16 protein-coding genes and 1 riboswitch are annotated in these 17,515 nt (G+C 67.9%); of the genes, 10 read left to right on the top strand and 6 right to left on the bottom strand.

The annotated features are described in order from the left end of the window. Nucleotides 1–93: 93 nt before the first annotated feature. Genes def through ACYVHG_RS02495 form a run of 3 tightly spaced genes read left to right on the top strand, consistent with a single transcriptional unit; the run spans nucleotide 94 to nucleotide 2,923 of the window. Nucleotides 94–624 carry a peptide deformylase gene (gene def, locus ACYVHG_RS02505; RefSeq protein WP_461165870.1) on the top strand — a complete coding sequence of 177 codons (531 nt, stop codon included), beginning with the start codon at nucleotides 94–96 and terminating at the stop codon, nucleotides 622–624. Next, entirely contained in the window at nucleotides 624–1,568 is a 945-nt protein-coding gene (locus tag ACYVHG_RS02500) for a methionyl-tRNA formyltransferase (protein WP_461165869.1), read from the top strand. The genes def and ACYVHG_RS02500 overlap by 1 nt, the downstream gene beginning before the upstream one ends. After that, nucleotides 1,565–2,923 carry an RsmB/NOP family class I SAM-dependent RNA methyltransferase gene (locus tag ACYVHG_RS02495; RefSeq protein ID WP_461165868.1) on the top strand — a complete coding sequence of 453 codons (1,359 nt, stop codon included), beginning with the start codon at nucleotides 1,565–1,567 and terminating at the stop codon, nucleotides 2,921–2,923. The genes ACYVHG_RS02500 and ACYVHG_RS02495 overlap by 4 nt, the downstream gene beginning before the upstream one ends. Before the next feature lie 9 nt (nucleotides 2,924–2,932). Here the strand turns inward: ACYVHG_RS02495 and ACYVHG_RS02490 are convergent, their stop codons facing one another. Beyond that, nucleotides 2,933–3,787: an LGFP repeat-containing protein gene (locus tag ACYVHG_RS02490; RefSeq protein ID WP_461165867.1), complete on the bottom strand. Its 855-nt coding sequence runs from the start codon at nucleotides 3,785–3,787 to the stop codon at nucleotides 2,933–2,935. A gap of 132 nt (nucleotides 3,788–3,919) precedes the next feature. On the opposite strand from ACYVHG_RS02490, the gene rpe reads away from it, so the two are divergent. The 6 genes from rpe to ACYVHG_RS02460 all read left to right on the top strand — a co-directional run bounded on the left by rpe (nucleotide 3,920) and on the right by ACYVHG_RS02460 (nucleotide 8,712). Further along, a complete protein-coding gene (gene rpe, locus ACYVHG_RS02485; protein WP_461165866.1) occupies nucleotides 3,920–4,597 on the top strand; it encodes a ribulose-phosphate 3-epimerase in 678 nt (225 codons plus the stop codon). A gap of 8 nt (nucleotides 4,598–4,605) precedes the next feature. After that, nucleotides 4,606–5,598: a bifunctional diaminohydroxyphosphoribosylaminopyrimidine deaminase/5-amino-6-(5-phosphoribosylamino)uracil reductase RibD gene (gene ribD, locus ACYVHG_RS02480; RefSeq protein WP_461165865.1), complete on the top strand. Its 993-nt coding sequence runs from the start codon at nucleotides 4,606–4,608 to the stop codon at nucleotides 5,596–5,598. 45 nt (nucleotides 5,599–5,643) lie between these two features. Continuing rightward, nucleotides 5,644–5,805, top strand: a riboswitch (FMN riboswitch). 55 nt (nucleotides 5,806–5,860) lie between these two features. Further along, nucleotides 5,861–6,508, top strand: coding sequence for a riboflavin synthase (locus ACYVHG_RS02475; RefSeq protein ID WP_461165864.1), 648 nt, complete (start codon nucleotides 5,861–5,863; stop codon nucleotides 6,506–6,508). Then, on the top strand, nucleotides 6,505–7,752 hold the full coding sequence (locus ACYVHG_RS02470; protein WP_461165863.1) for a bifunctional 3,4-dihydroxy-2-butanone-4-phosphate synthase/GTP cyclohydrolase II: 1,248 nt from the start codon (nucleotides 6,505–6,507) through the stop codon (nucleotides 7,750–7,752). The genes ACYVHG_RS02475 and ACYVHG_RS02470 overlap by 4 nt, the downstream gene beginning before the upstream one ends. Continuing rightward, the gene (gene ribH / locus ACYVHG_RS02465) at nucleotides 7,749–8,225 is read left to right on the top strand and encodes a 6,7-dimethyl-8-ribityllumazine synthase (protein WP_461165862.1); all 477 of its coding nucleotides are present in this window, start codon (nucleotides 7,749–7,751) and stop codon (nucleotides 8,223–8,225) included. The genes ACYVHG_RS02470 and ribH overlap by 4 nt, the downstream gene beginning before the upstream one ends. A gap of 34 nt (nucleotides 8,226–8,259) precedes the next feature. Then, the gene (locus tag ACYVHG_RS02460) at nucleotides 8,260–8,712 is read left to right on the top strand and encodes a PH domain-containing protein (RefSeq protein WP_461166891.1); all 453 of its coding nucleotides are present in this window, start codon (nucleotides 8,260–8,262) and stop codon (nucleotides 8,710–8,712) included. A 3-nt stretch (nucleotides 8,713–8,715) separates the two neighbouring features. On the opposite strand, the gene ACYVHG_RS02455 is transcribed toward ACYVHG_RS02460, so the two are convergent. From ACYVHG_RS02455 to ACYVHG_RS02435, 5 genes are all read right to left on the bottom strand, one after another. Continuing rightward, nucleotides 8,716–10,221, bottom strand: a complete 1,506-nt coding sequence (locus tag ACYVHG_RS02455) for an aldehyde dehydrogenase family protein (protein WP_461165861.1) — start codon at nucleotides 10,219–10,221, stop codon at nucleotides 8,716–8,718. Beyond that, complete coding sequence (locus tag ACYVHG_RS02450) at nucleotides 10,218–11,813, bottom strand: GMC family oxidoreductase (RefSeq protein WP_461165860.1); 1,596 nt, start codon at nucleotides 11,811–11,813, stop codon at nucleotides 10,218–10,220. Before ACYVHG_RS02450 ends, ACYVHG_RS02455 begins: the two co-directional genes overlap by 4 nt. Nucleotides 11,814–11,879: 66 nt before the next feature. Beyond that, nucleotides 11,880–13,346: a peptide MFS transporter gene (locus ACYVHG_RS02445; protein ID WP_461165859.1), complete on the bottom strand. Its 1,467-nt coding sequence runs from the start codon at nucleotides 13,344–13,346 to the stop codon at nucleotides 11,880–11,882. A gap of 36 nt (nucleotides 13,347–13,382) precedes the next feature. Further along, complete coding sequence (locus ACYVHG_RS02440) at nucleotides 13,383–14,378, bottom strand: hypothetical protein (protein WP_461165858.1); 996 nt, start codon at nucleotides 14,376–14,378, stop codon at nucleotides 13,383–13,385. A gap of 174 nt (nucleotides 14,379–14,552) precedes the next feature. Next, nucleotides 14,553–15,221 carry a DUF4352 domain-containing protein gene (locus ACYVHG_RS02435; protein WP_461165857.1) on the bottom strand — a complete coding sequence of 223 codons (669 nt, stop codon included), beginning with the start codon at nucleotides 15,219–15,221 and terminating at the stop codon, nucleotides 14,553–14,555. Nucleotides 15,222–15,592: 371 nt separating this feature from the next. On the opposite strand from ACYVHG_RS02435, the gene ACYVHG_RS02430 reads away from it, so the two are divergent. Then, nucleotides 15,593–17,506 carry a DNA/RNA helicase domain-containing protein gene (locus tag ACYVHG_RS02430; protein WP_461165856.1) on the top strand — a complete coding sequence of 638 codons (1,914 nt, stop codon included), beginning with the start codon at nucleotides 15,593–15,595 and terminating at the stop codon, nucleotides 17,504–17,506. Nucleotides 17,507–17,515 lie beyond the last annotated feature (9 nt).

The following is a 17,515-nucleotide window of genomic DNA, read 5'->3' as shown; positions in this document are numbered from 1 at the left end:
TCTAAGGCAATCCTGCCCCGAACTCCTACTGTGGTCCGCGCCACGCTGTGACGCGCCGGTCCGTGGATCTGATCGGGCCTGGATAATGGCGGTATGAGTGTTCTTCCCATCCGCATCTACCCCGATCCCGTGCTGCGCACCCCCGCGGACGAGGTGACGGTCTTCGACGCCGATCTCGCCAGGCTGGTCGACGACATGATCGAGACGATGCACCACCACGACGGTGCCGGTCTGGCCGCGCCGCAGGTCGGGGTCTCCAAGCGGGTGTTCGTCTACGGCTGTGGCGGTCGGGAGGGGCACATCGTCAACCCGGTCTGGCGTGCGGTGGGCGAGGAGTTGCAGACCGCCGCCGAGGGGTGCCTGTCGATCCCCGAGGTCCGCGGCATGTGCACCCGCCACATGCAGGTGGTGGCACAGGGCGTGGACGTCACGGGTGCGCCGGTCACCGTCGAGGCCACCGAGATCCTGGCCCGTTGCATCCAGCACGAGACCGACCATCTCGACGGTGTGCTCTACCTGAGCAGGCTCGATCCCGATGAGCGCAAGGCCGTGATGAAGATCATTCGCAGCTCACCCTGGTTCACCGATCCGGCGGCGACACTCGTCAACGGCGGTCGCAGCTGATGCGGCTGTTGTTCGCGGGTACCCCGGAGCCCGCCGTCCCGGCCTTGCGGGCCCTGCTCGACTCCGAGCACGAGGTGGTGGGCGTGCTCACTCGACCGGATGCGCGCTCCGGTCGCGGCCGTGGCGTACGCCGCTCGCCGGTGGGCCGGGTCGCCGACGAGGCCGGCATCGACGTTCTCACCCCCGCATCCTTACGAGACCCGCAGGTCCAGGCGCAGATCGCCGAACTGGCCCCCGACTGCTGTCCAGTGGTCGCCTACGGCGCGATGATCCCGCCGGAGTTCCTGGACGTGGCCCCGCACGGCTGGGTCAACCTGCACTTCTCGTTACTGCCCGCGTGGCGCGGCGCGGCACCGGTGCAGGCCGCCCTGGAAGCCGGTGATGAGCTGACCGGGGCGTCGACCTTCCGGATCGAGGCGGGCCTCGACACAGGACCGGTGTTCGGTGTACTCACCGAGAGGATCCGTTCCGACGACACCTCCACCGCCCTGCTCGGCCGGCTCGCCGAGCACGGCGCGCAGTTGCTCGTGCGGACGATCGACGGTCTCGAGGCGGGCGCCCTGGAGGCCCAGCCGCAGTCGGAAGACGGTGTCTCGCATGCGCAGAAGGTCACCGTCGACGCTGCTCGGGTGCGTTTCGACCGCCCCGCCGCGGCGGTGGACCGGCACATCCGTGCGATGACCGATGCGCCCGGTGCATGGGTGCCCTTCGGTCCGGCGCGCCTGAAACTGGGGCCCGTCGTCATCGATCCGGAGGCCGCCGAGGGTGGCCCGCTGGCGCCGGGGGAACTGCGCGTCGGTAAGCGGGAGGTGCACATCGGTACCGCCACCGCGGCGGTGCGACTGGGCACCGTGCAGCCGCCCGGCAAGAAGCCCATGCCCGCCGCCGATTGGGCGCGCGGCACCCGCATCGAGTCCGGCACGATCATCGGAGTTGACCAGTGACCGACCCCGCTCGCAGCGCAGCGCTGCAGACCCTCGAAGCCGTCCGTCAGCGCGGCGCCTACGCGAATCTGGTGCTGCCCGGATTGCTGCGGGAGCGCAAGCTCAAGGGACGTGACGCCGCATTCGCGACCGAGCTGACCTACGGCACCTGCCGTGCCCAGGGGCTACTCGACGCAGTGATCGAGAACGCTTCCGGTCGTTCGGTCTCCGACATCGACGGGCCGGTGCTCGACGCCCTGCGGCTGGGGGTGTACCAGCTGCTGCGCACTCGGGTCGGCGCGCACGCCGCGGTCTCCGAGACGGTGGATGCAGTGAAGGAGAGCTCGGGCCGGGGCGCCGCCGGGTTCGCGAATGCGGTGTTGCGCAAGGTCTCCAAGGACGATGAGGACACCTGGGTTTCCCGGGTGGCCCCCGCGGCCTCCGATGATCTGCTGGGGCACTTGGCGATGCAGTACGCGCATCCGCGGTGGATCGCGGAAGCGTTCTGGGAGTCGTTGCGGGCGAACGGTGTCAGGTCGATCGGTCAGGTGCAGGCATTGCTCGCCGAAGACGATTCCCGCCCACCCGTGCACCTGGTGGCGCGACCGGGGGAGATCTCCGCGGACGAGTTGGCGCTGATCGTGGGCGGCGAGACCGGGAGGATCTCGCCCTACGCGGTGTACCTACCGGGCGGCGATCCCGGTGCGCTGGAACCGGTTCGCGACGGACTGGCGGGCGTTCAGGACGAGGGCAGTCAGCTCGTGGCGCGGGCACTCGCGGTGGCGCCGGTCGAGGGCGCCGACGGTGGCCGCTGGCTGGACCTGTGCGCCGGGCCGGGCGGTAAGGCGGCATTGATGGGCTCGCTGGCCGAGATCGACGGTGCCCGGGTCGATGCGGTGGAACCTGCGGAACACCGCGCCGAGTTGGTGCGCAAGGCGACCAAGGGGCTTCCGGTGGACGTGCACGTCGCCGACGGCCGTGAGAGCGGTCTCGCGCCCGGTTACGACCGGGTGCTGGTGGACGCTCCGTGTTCGGGTATCGGGGCGCTCCGCCGGCGGCCCGAGGCGCGGTGGCGCAAGCAGCCCTCGGACGTCGACGGCCTGACCGCACTGCAGCGTGAACTCCTCGTGGCGGCAGCGGGTCTCACTCGATCGGGTGGCGTCGTGATGTACGCGACGTGTTCGCCGCATGTGGCGGAGACGATCGGCATCGTCGGTGATGGGGAACTGCTGGCGGCCGCCGGGCTCGAACGGCTCGACACCCGTGATCTGATGCCTGCCACCGATCTACCGCTCGGCGACGGGCCGCACGTGCAGTTGTGGCCGCACCTGCACGGCACCGATGCCATGTTCTTCCAGGCGCTGCGCAAGCGGTGAGTGGGGGCGTCAGCCCTTGAGGACGCCGCCCTTGGTGAATTCCTGGGTCAGCACGCCGCCGGGGCCGGGCTTGGCATCGCCCTTCGGGTAACCCATGCCGAAGGCGCCGCCGCCCTTGACCCACTGGTCCTTGATCTTGCCGGTCACCAGGTGGGCGCCCGCCTCCGGAGACCAGACGATCGATCCGTTCTGGAAGTCGTTGTAGGCACCGGCCACCGAGCCGGGGGTGCCGCCACCGACGCCGAGCTCGCTCATCAGCGGGTAGCCGAGCTTTCCGGTGGGACCGCCCTCCTTGAGGTACAGCTCCCGGATCGCCCCGGTCACGCCGGCTGCCTTACCGCCGTTGACCTTCGGATTCCAGTAGATGGTTCCGTTGGTGAACTCCTGAGCCTTTGCGCCACCGGCGATGTCCTTCTCGACGCCGAGCGGCTGGCCGTACTTCTTCTGGCCGCCGTCCTTGGTGAAGGCGTCGTTGATCGCGCCGCTCACCGGGAACTTCAGCGGCTCGTCGGGCTTGGCGTCGGTGGCCGGTGCTCCTGCTGCGGCCTGGCCCGCGAGCAGTTCGGCGAGCAGCTTCTGGGCGTTGGGGTCGCTGCCGAACATCTTCACCAGTGTCGCGACGTCAGTGGTGGGCAATTGGCCGGTGGCCATGATCTGCTGCACGTTCGGGTTCTTGGCGAGCTCGGCGAGTGCGGGCTGCGCTGCGGCCGGCACCGCATTCGCGGTGGACACCAGGGGCGCGCCGGCTGCCGGAGCCGCAGGAATAGCAGGTGCTGCAGGCTCGGCGAGCGCGGGTCCCGCGGTCAGGAAGGTAGCGGCGGCGACGGCCACGACCGTGGTCAGGGTGGTTCGTGCGATCCGCATGACGGCCTCTCGACGATTGACGGCACGAGTGTTACTCGCGTGACTAATGATGCTGATGTTACTAAAGTGACTCGTTGACTTCAATCCGCCTGAGCGTCGGCGTGGTGTGGGGTAGGACATACAATGCTGCGTATGCCTTCGCCGATGATTGCGCCGTCCATCCTGTCCGCCGATTTCGCTCGGCTGGGTGCGGAGATCGACGCCGTGGGGGGACCGGACGGCGCCGACTGGGTGCACGTGGACGTGATGGACAACCACTTCGTTCCCAACCTCACCCTGGGGCTGCCCGTGGTGCAGAGCCTGCTCGGAGCCACCACGATCCCGCTGGACTGCCACCTGATGATCGACGACCCCGGCCGCTGGGCGCCCCCGTACGCCGAGGCCGGGGCGTACAACGTGACCTTCCACGCCGAGGCCACCGACGATCCGGTCTCCGTGGCCAAGGACATCCGGGCCGCCGGCGGTAAGGCCGGCCTGGCGATCAAGCCCGGCACCGCGTTCGAGCCCTACGCCGAGATCCTCAAGGAGTTCGACACGCTGCTGGTGATGAGCGTCGAACCCGGATTCGGTGGCCAGTCGTTCATCGCCGACGTGTTGGAGAAGGCCCGCGCGGCGCGGCGGCTCGTCGACTCGGGGGAACTGCGCCTGCTGGTCGAGATCGACGGCGGGATCAACGCCGACACCATCGAGGCTGCCGCGGCGGCGGGGGTCGACTGCTTCGTGGCCGGGTCGGCGGTCTACAACGCCGCCGACCCCGCCGAAGCGGTACGCCGCCTGCGCGCCCAGGCCGCTGCCGTACCGCGTCCCTGAGCATCGCCGTGGAGGTGCACGCCGCGCTGGAGATCGCGGTCGCCGAATCGGCGGCCGCACGCGGGATCAGCACGCCGAATCCGCCGGTCGGCGCGGTGATCCTCGCCGCTGACGGCACTGTCGTCGGTCGTGGCGCCACAGCACGCGCGGGCGGCCCGCACGCCGAAGTCGTCGCACTCGCCCAGGCCGGCGCCCAGGCACGAGGGGGGACCGCGGTCGTCACCCTGGAACCGTGCGATCACACCGGCCGCACCGGGCCTTGCACGCAGGCACTGATCGCAGCAGGAGTGAGCCGCGTGGTGTACGCCGCCGCGGACCCGAACCCGATCGCCGCCGGCGGAGCGGGAACGCTGCACGCGGCCGGAGTGCACGTCCGATTCCTGGACCTCGAGCCGTGGCCGCTCACCGAATGGCTGTTCCGGCAGCGCCACGGAAGACCCATGGTCACGGTGAAGCTCGCCGCCACCGTCGACGGGCGGATCGCCGCCCCGGACGGCACCAGTCAGTGGATCACCGGTCCCGCCGCCCGGGCTCGGGCGCATGCCGAACGCGCCGCGCTCGACGCGATCATCGTGGGAACCGGCACCGTCGCCGCCGACGATCCGGCGCTGACCGCCCGGCGCCCGGACGGCTCGATCTACCCGCATCAGCCGCACCGGATCGTTCTGGGGGAGCGGGAGCTTTCCGCATCGGCCCGAGTCCTCAGCGGTCCCGGACGGGTGAGCGTGGTTCGTTCGCACTCCCCGAACGAGGCCCTCGCCGCCGCAGGGGAAGCGGTGAACGTACAGGTCGAGGGCGGATCTCAGGTGATCGGTGCCTTCCTCGCGGCAGATCTCGTGGACCGGGTACAGGCGTACATCGCCCCGGTCCTGCTGGGCGCGGGACTGCCCGCGCTGACCATCCCCGGGGTCGGCACCCTCACCGACGCGACCCGGCTGCACCTGGCCGACGTGGAGCGGATCGGCGACGACGTCCTGCTGACTCTGTTGCGCTCGCGCTGAGCCCAACACTTGGGGGCGCGCGCGACGAGTGCTACCTTCGGAAGTGGAAGTTCTCAGGGCGGGGTGCGATTCCCCACCGGCGGTGATGGACTCCGGGCGATCCCGGTGTTCGAGCCCGCGAGCGCCCCGGACCACTAGGCCGGGGGTCAGCAGATTCCGGTGCGATCCCGGAGCCGACGGTCATAGTCCGGATGGAAGAGAACAACGCGGGCGTATCCCGCGTCGTCGTGCCGCCCTGCGACCGAAGTGTCAGGAGCGGCGCATGTTCACCGGCATCGTCGAAGAGCTGGGCGTGATCACCGCCCGCGACGACCTCCCCGATGCGGCGAGATTCACCATCGAGGGGCGACTCGTGACCTCGGACGCGGGTCACGGCGACTCGATCGCCGTCAACGGAGTGTGCCTGACCGTCGTCGACGTCGGCAACGGTGCCTTCACCGCCGACGTGATGGCCGAAACCCTGCGTCGCAGCTCCCTGAGCAAACTCGGCCCCGGTGACCGGGTGAACCTGGAACGTGCCGCCGCCGTGAACTCCCGCCTCGGCGGTCACATCGTGCAGGGCCACGTCGACGGCACCGGATCGGTGCTGAGCCTGCACCCCTCCGAGCACTGGACCGCGGTTCGGCTCGCGCTGCCGGCGAACCTGGCCCGGTACGTGGTGGAGAAGGGTTCGATCACCATCGACGGTGTCTCACTCACCGTCTCCGCACTCGGTCGCGGTGACGGCGCAGACGCCGACGCGCACTGGTTCGAGGTCTCCCTGATCCCCACGACCCTCGAACTGACCACCCTCGGCGGCGCCGAGCCGGGCACCGTCGTCAACCTCGAAGTGGACATCGTCGCGAAGTACGTCGAACGCCTCACCGGCTTCGCCGCACCGGCCGGCACCGACCAGGAGAATCAGTCATGACCAGGTTCGACACCGTTGAGCGTGCGATCGAGGACATCGCCGCCGGTAAAGCCGTCGTCGTGGTCGACGACGAGGACCGCGAGAACGAGGGCGATCTGATCTTCGCCGCCGAGAAGGCCACCCCTGAGCTGGTCGCCTTCATGGTCCGCTACACCTCGGGCTACCTGTGCGTGCCGCTCGACGGCGCCACCTGTGACCGCCTCGGCCTGCCCCCGATGTACTCGACCAACCAGGACAAGCACGGCACCGCCTACACCGTGACCGTGGACGCGAAGGCCGGCGTGGGCACCGGCATCTCAGCCGCCGATCGGGCCACCACGATGCGCGGGCTGGCCGACCCGCAGTCCACGGCCCACGACTTCACCCGCCCCGGGCACGTGGTGCCGCTGCGGGCCAAGGACGGTGGCGTGCTGCGCCGGCCCGGGCACACCGAAGCGGCCGTCGACCTCGCGACCATGGCGGGACTCGCCCCGGCCGGAGTGATCTGCGAGATCGTCTCCGAGAAGGACCCGGGCGGGATGGCCAAGTCCGATGAACTGCGGGTCTTCGCCGACGATCACGGGTTGGCGATGATCTCCATCGCCGACATGATCGCCTGGCGCCGCAAGCACGAGAAGCACGTGGTGAAGATCGCCTCGGCGCGGATCCCCACTCGCTACGGTGACTTCCAGGCCGTCGGCTACACCTCCATCCACGACGACGTCGAGCACGTTGCACTGGTCAAGGGCGATATCACCACCGACGACGGTGCCGACGTGCTGGTGCGCGTGCACAGTGAATGCCTCACCGGTGACGTCTTCGGGTCGCTGCGTTGCGACTGCGGTCCGCAGTTGGACGCCGCCATGGAGATGGTGGCCCAGGAGGGTCGTGGGGTGGTGCTGTACATGCGCGGCCACGAGGGGCGCGGCATCGGCCTGATGCACAAGCTGCAGGCCTACCAGTTGCAGGACGGGGGTGCCGACACCGTCGATGCGAACCTGCAACTCGGACTGCCCGCCGATGCCCGCGATTACGGGCTCGGTGCGCAGATCCTGGTGGACCTCGGGGTCACCTCGATGCGCCTGCTGACCAACAATCCGGCCAAGCGGGTCGGCCTGGACGGCTACGGCCTGCAGATCACCGAGCGGGTCGCGATGCCGCTGCGTGCGAACGCCGAGAACATCCACTACCTGCGCACCAAGCGTGACCGCATGGGGCATGACCTGCGCGATCTCGACCACTTCGATCAGGGGGGTACCGCGTGAGCGGCTCCGGAGTACCGGACATCGACCTGGCCGGTGCCGCTGACCTGCGGCTGGCGATCGTCGCCTCGCGGTGGCACGACACCGTCTGCGAGGCACTGCTCGCGGGCGCGGTACGCACCGCCGAAGCCGCCGGAGTCCGGCAGGTCACCGTCGAGCGCGTGGCCGGCGCGGTGGAACTGCCGGTGGTGGCGCAGCAGCTCACCAAGAACCACGATGCGGTGGTGGCGCTCGGAGTGGTGATCCGCGGCGGAACCCCGCACTTCGAGTACGTCTGTGATGCACTGACCGCGGGGCTGCTGCGGGTGTCGCTGGACGCCGGTGTACCGGTGGGCAACGGCGTTCTCACCACCAATACCGAGGCGGAGGCACTGGACCGCGCCGGACTTCCGGGGTCTGCGGAGGACAAGGGTGAACAGGCGGCTTCGGCGGCTCTGGACACCGCACTCACGCTGCGTCGGCTGCGCTCCCTCTAGGGCCGGCGCCGGGTATCCGTAGAATGGGCTGGTGATGACTGACGCCACCACGAAGCCCGTCCTCGAAGTGACCCCGCGCAAGATCAAGGTGTACGCGTGGTCGCTCGCCGTGGTGACGGTGATCGGTCATGCGATCGTCGCCTGGCTGCTCAAGGCCGGAGGTGACTCCGGGATCGCGTTCCGGCTCTCCGACCAGATCGGCATGGTCGTGATCGGCATGATCCTGGCCTTCGGAGCACTGCTGTTCACCCGGCCGCGGCTGCGGCTGGGCCCCGACGGCGTGACCGTGCGGAACCTGATCAACGAGAACACCTACAGCTGGGACCTCGTGCGCGGATTCACCTTCCCCGAGGGGGCCCAGTTCGCGCACCTCGACCTGCCGCAGGACGAGTTCGTCGCGGTGTGGGCGATCCAGGCCCGGGACGGCGAGTACGCAGTGCAGTCGCTGGCACGGGCCCGCGAGATCGCGGACGAGTACCACCGCTGACCGTCAGCGTCGCCGCTTCGCCTTCGGGATCGTGCCCGCACGCCCGTGCAGCAGGGTCATCAGCTGGGTGAACATCCCCTCCTGGGCGGCCGTCCGGCCGAAACTGGTGAGGTTGAGCGGCGGATCGAAGCGCTTGCGCGCGATCGACTTGGCGTAGCTGAACTCGCGCAGACCGTCCTCTCCGTGGATCCGCCCGAAACCCGACTCACCGACCCCGCCGAACGGGAGGTTCGGGACACCGGCGAAGGTGATGATCCCGTTCACCGCGGCCATACCGGAGCGGATCCGGTCCGCCAGTTCCATCCCTCGGGCCTTGGAGAAGACCGTTGCGGCCAGACCGAATCTGGTCGCATTCGCCAGGTCCACCGCCTCGTCCATGGATTCGACCCGCGCGACGGTGACCGTCGGCCCGAACGTCTCCTCGGTGACCGCCAGTGAATCCTCCGGGACGTCGACCAGCACCGTCGGCTGTACCCAGCGTTCGCCGACCGCGCCGGAACCCCCGACCAGTGCGCGGCCACCGCGGGCCAGCGCGTCCTCGATATGCGATGCGATGATCGGGAGCTGCCCGGGCATCGTGATCGGCCCGATCTTCGAGTCGTCGGCGTCGTTCGCGGTGATCTCCCGCGCCTTGGCGGTGAGCTTGTCGACGAACGGCTGGTAGACGTCCTTGTGCACGTAGACGCGTTCGACCCCGACGCAGGTCTGTCCGGCGTTCGCGAACGCGCCCCAGGCCGCGGCATCGGCGGCGGCGTCCAGGTCCGCGTCGTGGTCGACCAGAAAAGCGTCCTTACCGCCGGCCTCGATCACCACCGGTGTCAATGTCTGTGCGCAGGCGGCCATCACCTTCTTGCCGGTGTTCGTCGATCCGGTGAAGGCGATCTTGTCCGCGCCCGAGGTGCACAGTGCTGCACCGGTCTCGCCGAGACCGGTCACGGTCTGCAGAACCGGTCGGCCCACCGCCTCCTCGAAGGTGCGGGCCAGCCACACACCCACCCCCGGTGTGTATTCGGAGGGCTTGAAGACGACCGCGTTGCCCGCCGCGAGCGCGTAGGCGATCGATCCCATCGGCGTGAACACCGGGTAGTTCCAGGGGCCGATCACACCGACGACTCCGAGTGGGTGATAGCGGAGCGTCGCAGCCTGATTGACCATCAGCAGTCCCGCTCCGACTCGGCGCGGGCCCAACACCTTCTTGGCGTGCGCTGCCGCGTAGGCGAGATGGTCGATGCCCAGCGATGCCTCGAGCAGCGCGTCCCCGTGCGGTTTGCCGGTCTCGTCGTGCACGATCTGCGCCAACTGGTTGATCCGCCGGGTGATCACGCCCTTCCACGTGGTGAGGGCCTGCTTGCGACCGTCGAAGCCGAGGTCGCGCCACCAGTCGCTCTGTTCCCGGGCGCTGGCGACCACCGCACGGACGTGTTCGGGCGAGTGGATCGGATACGTGTCGACGACGTCGCCGGTGCGCGGGTCGAGGGAGTCGAAGGTCTGTGTCCGGGGCTCGGTCATGCTGCGTTCCTGATCTCGTCGGCCGCCTTCTCGGCGATCATGATGGTCGGTGCGTTGGTGTTCCCGCGGGTGATCACCGGCATCACGGAGGCGTCCACCACGCGCAGCCCCTCCGTGCCGCGGACCCGCAGTGCGGAATCCACAACGGCGTCCTCACCGCTCCCCATCGCGCAGGTCCCCACCGGGTGGTAGAGGGTCTGACCGAATCTGCGGATCAGGGCGAGCAGATCGTCGTCCGACGGCGACTCGGGCAGGTGCCAGGGCGCACCGAGGTACTGCGCGAGCGGTCCCTGCCGGCACATGTCGACGGTGGCGCGGGCACCGGCCAGCAGCGCCTCGAGATCCTCGGGGGCGCCGAAGTAGTTCGGATCGATCTGCGGATGCCAGTTCGGGTCCTTCGACCGAAGCCGCAGTCGGCCGCGGCTCTTGACGTCGACCAACGTCGGACCGCAGATGAATCCCCGCCGGGTGGGTTCGTGCAGCATGTTGTCGTAGAAACCCGATCCCATGACGTGGTACTGCAGATCCGGCAGCGGGAGATCGTCGCGGGAGCGGAAGAAACCTCCCGCCTCACCGCCGTTCGACGCCAGTGGACCGGTTCCGCGCAACTTCCAGCGCAACAGGTTCGGAAGCGACTTCGCCTCCATCAGGTCCGGGGCGCCGTGCGTATCGAAGACGACCGGCACCACCGGGTGATCGTGCAGGTTCTCACCCACGCCCGGTAATGCGACCCGGACATCGATCCCGTACTCGGCGAGATGCTCGGCCGGGCCGATTCCGGACAGCATGAGCAGGTGCGGAGAGTTCACCGCACCCCCGCTGATGATCACCTCGCGGCGCGCGCCGACGGTGTGTTCGGTTCCGCTCTGGGCGAAGGTCACTCCGCGGGCGCGGTCACCGTCGAACTCGATCCGGCGGGCCATCGCGCCGGTCGCGATCGTGAGGCCGGGACGCGAGCGTGCGGGTTCGATGTACGCCTTATCGGTGGACCATCGTCGTCCGCTGCGGCAGGTCACCTGGTAGCGGCCGACTCCGTCCTGGGTGGCGCCGTTGAAGTCCGGGTTGCGGCGCAGGCCGGAGCTGACGGCGCTGTCGATCCAGGCATCGACCAGTGGGTGCGTGTAGACGCGGTTCTCGACGTTGAGCGGGCCGCTGGTGCCGTGGAACCGGTCGGTGATACCGGTATTGCGTTCGGCTTTGCGGAAGTAGGGGAGCACCTGCTCGTAGGACCATCCGGTGGCGCCGTAATCGTTCTCCCAGGCATCGAAATCAGCACGATTGCCGCGGATGTAGATCATCGCGTTCATCGACGAGCAGCCGCCGAGGGCCTTCATCCGCGGCCAGTAGGTGGGCCGGTCGTCGAGGTGCTTCTGCGGCGCGGTGGTGTAGTTCCAGTCCCATCTGGTCTTGAACAGGGCGGCGAAGGCCAAGGGGATGTCGATCTCATCCGCCTTGGCCTCGCCGCCCGCTTCCAGCAGTAGTACGGAGGTGCCCGCGTCTTCGGACAGCCGGGCCGCCACGACCGCGCCGGCGCTGCCGGCTCCCACCACGATGTAGTCGTACTCGTCCGCCGGCACCGAGACTCCTCGCATCGATTCGATCGTTCGATGACGAAGCTACTCGCGCCGGTGGCGGGCGTGACCGGATTCGCGCAGGTTCTACGCGCAGACCCCCGGTGCGAGCCGCTTGATCATCGGCGTCAGGCCCACGACGATGAGCCCGATGACGATCGCGGTGCCGCCGAGCACCAGGAAGTACGGCGCCTCGTCGTCCTGGTCGTAGAACGTGGCGAGCCGGCCGGCCAGCGCGGTGCCGAGGCTGATCGACAGGAAGTTCAGGGCCACCATCTGAGTGGAGAAGGCGCGTGGCGCGAGCTTGGTGGACACGCTCAGTCCGACCGGGGAGATGCACAGCTCGGCGAGCGCGAAGATCAGCATGATGCCGAGCAGTCCCAGCAGGGGGGCGGTGTTCTTCCCGGCGGGCATCAGCAGGAAGGCGAGGAAGGCGACGCCGATCCCCATGGTGCCGATCGCGAACTTGATCGGTGAGCTCGGCTGCCGCGATCCCAGTTTGGTCCACATCGCGGCGAAGATCGGCGCGAAGATCAGGATGTAGACCGGGTCCACGGACTGGATCCACGACGCCGGGAACTCCCAGCCGCCGAGTCCGCGGTCGAGCCGCTCGTCGGCGTAGACGGCCACGAAGGTGAACATCTGCTGGAACAGTGCCCAGAACGCGACCTGCGAGCAGAACAGCGGGATGAAGGCCTTCACACCGTTGCGTTCGGCATCGTCGACCCGGCTACTGCGGAGCAGGAAGAGGAAGTAGGCCACAGACAGTGCGATGACGGTGACGATCACCGCGTCCACCAGGTTCGCCGCGCTGATCACGCCCAGCAGGATCAGCCCGACGAACACTGCGATCGCTACCACGGCGCCGATGGCGACACGCTGGATCTCGCTGCGGGAGGCCGGATTCGGCACCTCCTGGCTGATCCGGGGGAGCATCTTGCGGGTGAGTGCGTACTGCAGCAGGCCCAGGCCCATGCCGACCGCGGCGAGACCGAAGCCCCAGTGGAATCCCTGGGTGGTCTGCAGGTAGCCGGTGAGCAGTGGTCCGATGAAGGCGCCGAGGTTGATGCCCATGTAGAACAGTGAGAAGCCCGCGTCGCGGCGTGTGTCCCCGGCCGCGTAGAGGTCGCCGACCACCTTGGTGGCGTTGCCCTTGACGCCACCCGAACCGACCGCGACCAGTACCAGGCCGATGGCGACGCCGGCCGCGCCCGGGATGAGTGCCAGCGCGACGTGGCCCGCCATCACCAGGCAGGCGGAGTAGAACAGGGTCCGCTCGGCGCCGAGGAGGCGGTCGGAGACCCACGCGCCGGCGATGGTGGACAGGTAGACGAAGCCGCCGTAGGCGCCGACGATGCCGAGCGATGTGGTCTTGTCGAAGCCGAGACCGCCTTCGGAGGCGGTGTAGTACAGGTAGTAGGCGAGGATCGCCTGCATGCCGTAGAAGGAGAAGCGCTCCCACATCTCGACACCGAACAGGTTGATCAGGGGCCAGGGGTGCCCGAAGAAGCGGGTATCGGGTTTGGAGGGTGGTGTGGATTGTGCACTGTTCATTGCCCGATGTAACCATGTTGCGGCGGAATCGGGGAGTCAGCGAAGCAGGTTGGTGCGGGCCACTTGTTCGCGGAGGAAGTGGAACTGCGCGTCCAGGCTGGCCTGCAGGTCGCGCAGTTCGGCCGCGTGCTGTTGGAACCGGATGGCGTCGGCCTCGTTCACGACGGCATCGCGATAGAGCTGATCGAGCAGTTCGCGGTGTGCGCCGGTGCTGGTGCGGTCGAGCGACTGCAGGTCGCTGAGAAGGCGTTCGACGGGGCGCAGCTCGCCCAGGTACTCGGCGAGCGCCGCGACGTGATCGCGCAGCGCGTTCTCCGCCATGCGGGCGGCGCGGACGTACTCGTCGACGTGTTGGGCGAGCGCCTGCGAGACCGACGAATCACCGGATGGACGAGGGGTTTCGGTGCGCATGCGCCAAACGCGGTGGGCCCGGTGGCTGATGTCGAGCAGGGTGGCGTCGAGGTTGATGCGGACCCGGTGGTGGTCGAGGATCGGGTTGTTCCAGGCGGGGGAGCGGCGGATCTCCTCGGTCAGTAGGACCGCCAGCCCCACCAGGCGGGTCTCGACTCGGGTCTGGCCGGGTTCGGCGTCCGGATTCCAGGCGGGAGTGCATTCGGCTTGGAAGGGCCACGGATTCGCGGCCAGGCGAGCCTGCTCGCGTTCGGCGAGTCGAGTCTTGTGCTGGTTGAGTTGCCAGGCACGGACACCCGCGACCGCGGCTGCGGCGAGCAGCAGGAAGATCAGGCCGGCGTCGACAGCGTGGCCGATCGCGAACACGGCGATCGATCCGATGATCCATACCCATGCCGGAACGCCCCACGGCGCGCGCGGTTGTTGGATCTGTGCGAGGTAGGCGGGATTGTTGCTCGCGGTGTACCGCCGGTACGCGTCGTCGACCGTGGCGGCGTTCAGGTTCTGCAGGTAGGCGGAGGCGTCGCGGGCGGCGATCTGTGCGTGCTCGCGCCCGACCGGCACCGCATCAGCTGCGGCGGCCACGCGTGCCGCGATCTCCTGGGGCACGGTATCGGTCATCGGTACCTCCTCCTGTGTCATCGAATGTACCGATTCCGAGCGGGCCCAGATCTGTGGAGTCCATCTGCGCATGAGCACGTCCCGTGCGCCCAGGCGGATGTCCGTAGTGGGCCGGTCGTAGGCTGTCGCTCCGGCCGCCGACGGTTCCGCCGGCGGCCGGAGCGACTCGTCGGACTACTTGAGTGCGACCTTGGATCCGCCCGAGAACATCGAATCGTGCAGTTCGATGGTTGCCGGAGTGGCGTCCTTGGGCATGTCGAAGACCAGCTTGACGTTTACGGTGTTTCCGGGGTTGATGTTGTCCCACACGGGAACGTCGGAGTCGCCGAGTGCGATCTGCGCCATCGAGTCGGACTCGAACGTGCGGCCCTGGCTGTCCTTGAGCTTCTGTGATCCGGGAGAGAAGCTCTGCGGCTTCGTGCCGATGTTCTTCACCGTCATCGAGACGATCACGAACTGGCCCTGGGCCTTCTTCGCGAGGTACGGGTTGTCGCCGACGTTCGTCAGTCCCGCCTCGAAGCCGGTGACCACGAACTCGAACTTCCCGTCCCGGACCGCGGAGTTGAGTCCGGCCGCCGTGGGGTCGGGCTTCGAGGCGGCACCGGCGGCCGGGGCGGATGTGGAGCCGGAGGCGGTCTCGTCCTGCTTGTCGCCACCTCCGGTGGCAACGGAGATCACAACCAGGAAGGCGATCACTGCGAGCACGATCCACGGCCACTTGCGCTTCTTCTTCGCCGGCGGCGTGGGAGGTGCGCCGTACGGCGCTGGGCCTGCCGAGTAGGGCTGACCGTGCCCGGGCTGGCCGGGTTGGCCGGGCTGCAGCGGGAAGGACTGCTCTGACATGGGGGATCCTCATTTCTTGGGATGCGGGAACCACGGGTGGCGGGAAGTGCCACTCGTGCAATGACGGACCGTGCCGTCGATCAGGTTGCGGTGCGCTACCGGCGCGCCACTGGAGAACGATGACTATTAGTTCCGTTCAGAATTCTTGTGCGTGTGGTCATTTCATCCTCCCCAGGACCTGATGGAGAGACCCTCGCACCGGCCACTGACAAGTTTTTCGATCGCACGCTGATCAGCGGCTGGGCGATAGGGGTGCGAGCCGTCGTGATGCCGATCGGTTCGCGGTAGTCTCACAGGTAGCGGTCCGACGGAACTCTCGCCAGGGCAGATCCCCTCCGCACGACTATTCGTGCTGCCCAGGGGGATCTGGCGTGACATTGCTGCGGGTCACTGCGAATCGACTGATCGAGGAGTACACCTCGGAGTCGCTCGTGGAGAAACTGCTGGAGCGCATGTTGTTCGAACGCGGGATCCGAGTGGGCGACGCCGAGCAACGCTCGTGGAGCAATAGCCTCCCGCAACTGGCCACTGACCTTCGTCACGGAGGTCTCGGTGATGTCGAAATGCTCATCGAGTACAAGCTGCCACTCTCATCCCGGCGCGCAGACGTCGTTCTCGCCGGTGTGCACCCTGCAACAGGTGCACCGTCCTACGTCGTGGTCGAGCTCAAACAGTGGTCATCGGCACGGATGTTCGAGGGCGATCCCGCAATGGTGACGGTTCCGCACCTGGGTGGTCCGATGTTGCATCCTGTAGCGCAGGTGGCCGGTTATTGCGAGTACATCGGCGACTTCGCGCGGACGCTCCGTGGGCAGGACGATGCTCTGGCGGGCCTCGCATACCTGCACAATGTAACCGACCCCGGTTCTGTCGCGGACCTTGCGCAGTTCCCCACCTCACGAACAGGCAGGTTGTTCACCGGAGCCGATGTGACGGCGATGCTGGAGTTCCTGCGCACTCGCCTGGCGCCGGGGGCGCCATCCGGATACGCCGCGGAGGCACTGCTGAACTCGGCCGCAGCACCGTCGCAGCAATTGTTGTCAGTGGCGGCGGAGGAGGTACGCGAACGGCAGGTCTTCCACCTTCTGGGGAATCAACGGCTGGCTGTCGATCTCGTATTGCACGACGTGGAACGGGCGCGTTCGGCGGACACCAAACGAGTTGTGGTGGTCACCGGCGGACCAGGCAGTGGAAAGAGCGCAATCGCTCTCGCACTGCTCGGAGATCTCGCGCGACGAGGCAGGACGGTGCTGCACGCGACGGGGTCGAGATCCTTCACCACGACGCTTCGCCAGGTTGCGGGCGCACGGTCGCCGCGAGTGCGATCCATGTTCAAGTACTTCAATCAGTTCATCGCCGCTGATCGAAACGGCCTCGATGTTCTGATTCTGGACGAGGCGCATCGCATTCGTGAGACGTCGGCCAATCGGTACACCCGAGCGGCTGACCGCACCGGCCGTCCACAGGTCGACGAATTGATAGCGGCGGCGCGGGTGCCACTGTTCCTTCTCGACGAGCATCAGGTGGTGCGACCAGGGGAACTCGGGTCCCTGAGTCAGATTCGGGCGTACGCGGCGTCTCTGGGGCTGGAGACCATTCATATCGCGCTCGACGACCAATTCCGGTGCGGCGGGAGCGAGCGATACGTCGAGTGGGTGCTCGACCTCGTCGGCTTGGGTGAACGGGATCCTTGGCAGTGGACGGGAGACGACGGCTTCGAGGTTCGCTTAGCCGAGACCCCTTGGGAACTGGAACGAATGCTCGAGGAGCAGCGTGACAAAGGGTACTCGGCGCGGATGACTGCGGGGTACTGCTGGCCCTGGAGCGATGCGACTGCGGACAGGACCTTGGTGCCGGATGTCGCCATCGATGACTGGGCTCGTCCTTGGAACTCCAAGTCGGACAGGCGCATGGGTGAGGTGCCCCCGTCCCAACTCTGGGCAACGGAGTCCGGCGGCTTCGGCCAGGTCGGATGCGTCTACACCGCGCAGGGGTTCGAGTACGACTGGAGCGGGGTGATTCTCGGACCGGACATCGTCTGGCGCGATGGACGGTTCACCGTGCAGCGCGATGAGAACCGCGATCCCAGTCTGAAGTCCAAGAAGAACCTCACGGACGTTCGGTTCGACCTGCTGATCAGAAACACCTACAAGGTGCTGCTCACTCGCGGCATGGCCGGCACCGTTCTGTACTCGACTGACGAAGAGACCCGCGAGGCGCTCCGGCGTCTGGAGCTTGACCCGGTTTCCCGGACAGTTGACGTGACGGCTTCAGGCTACCGATGAGGCGGCCTG

The organism is Tsukamurella serpentis (assembly GCF_054780975.1).
Note: the sequence above shows the minus strand (reverse complement) of the source record. Positions and strands in the feature narration are given on the sequence as shown.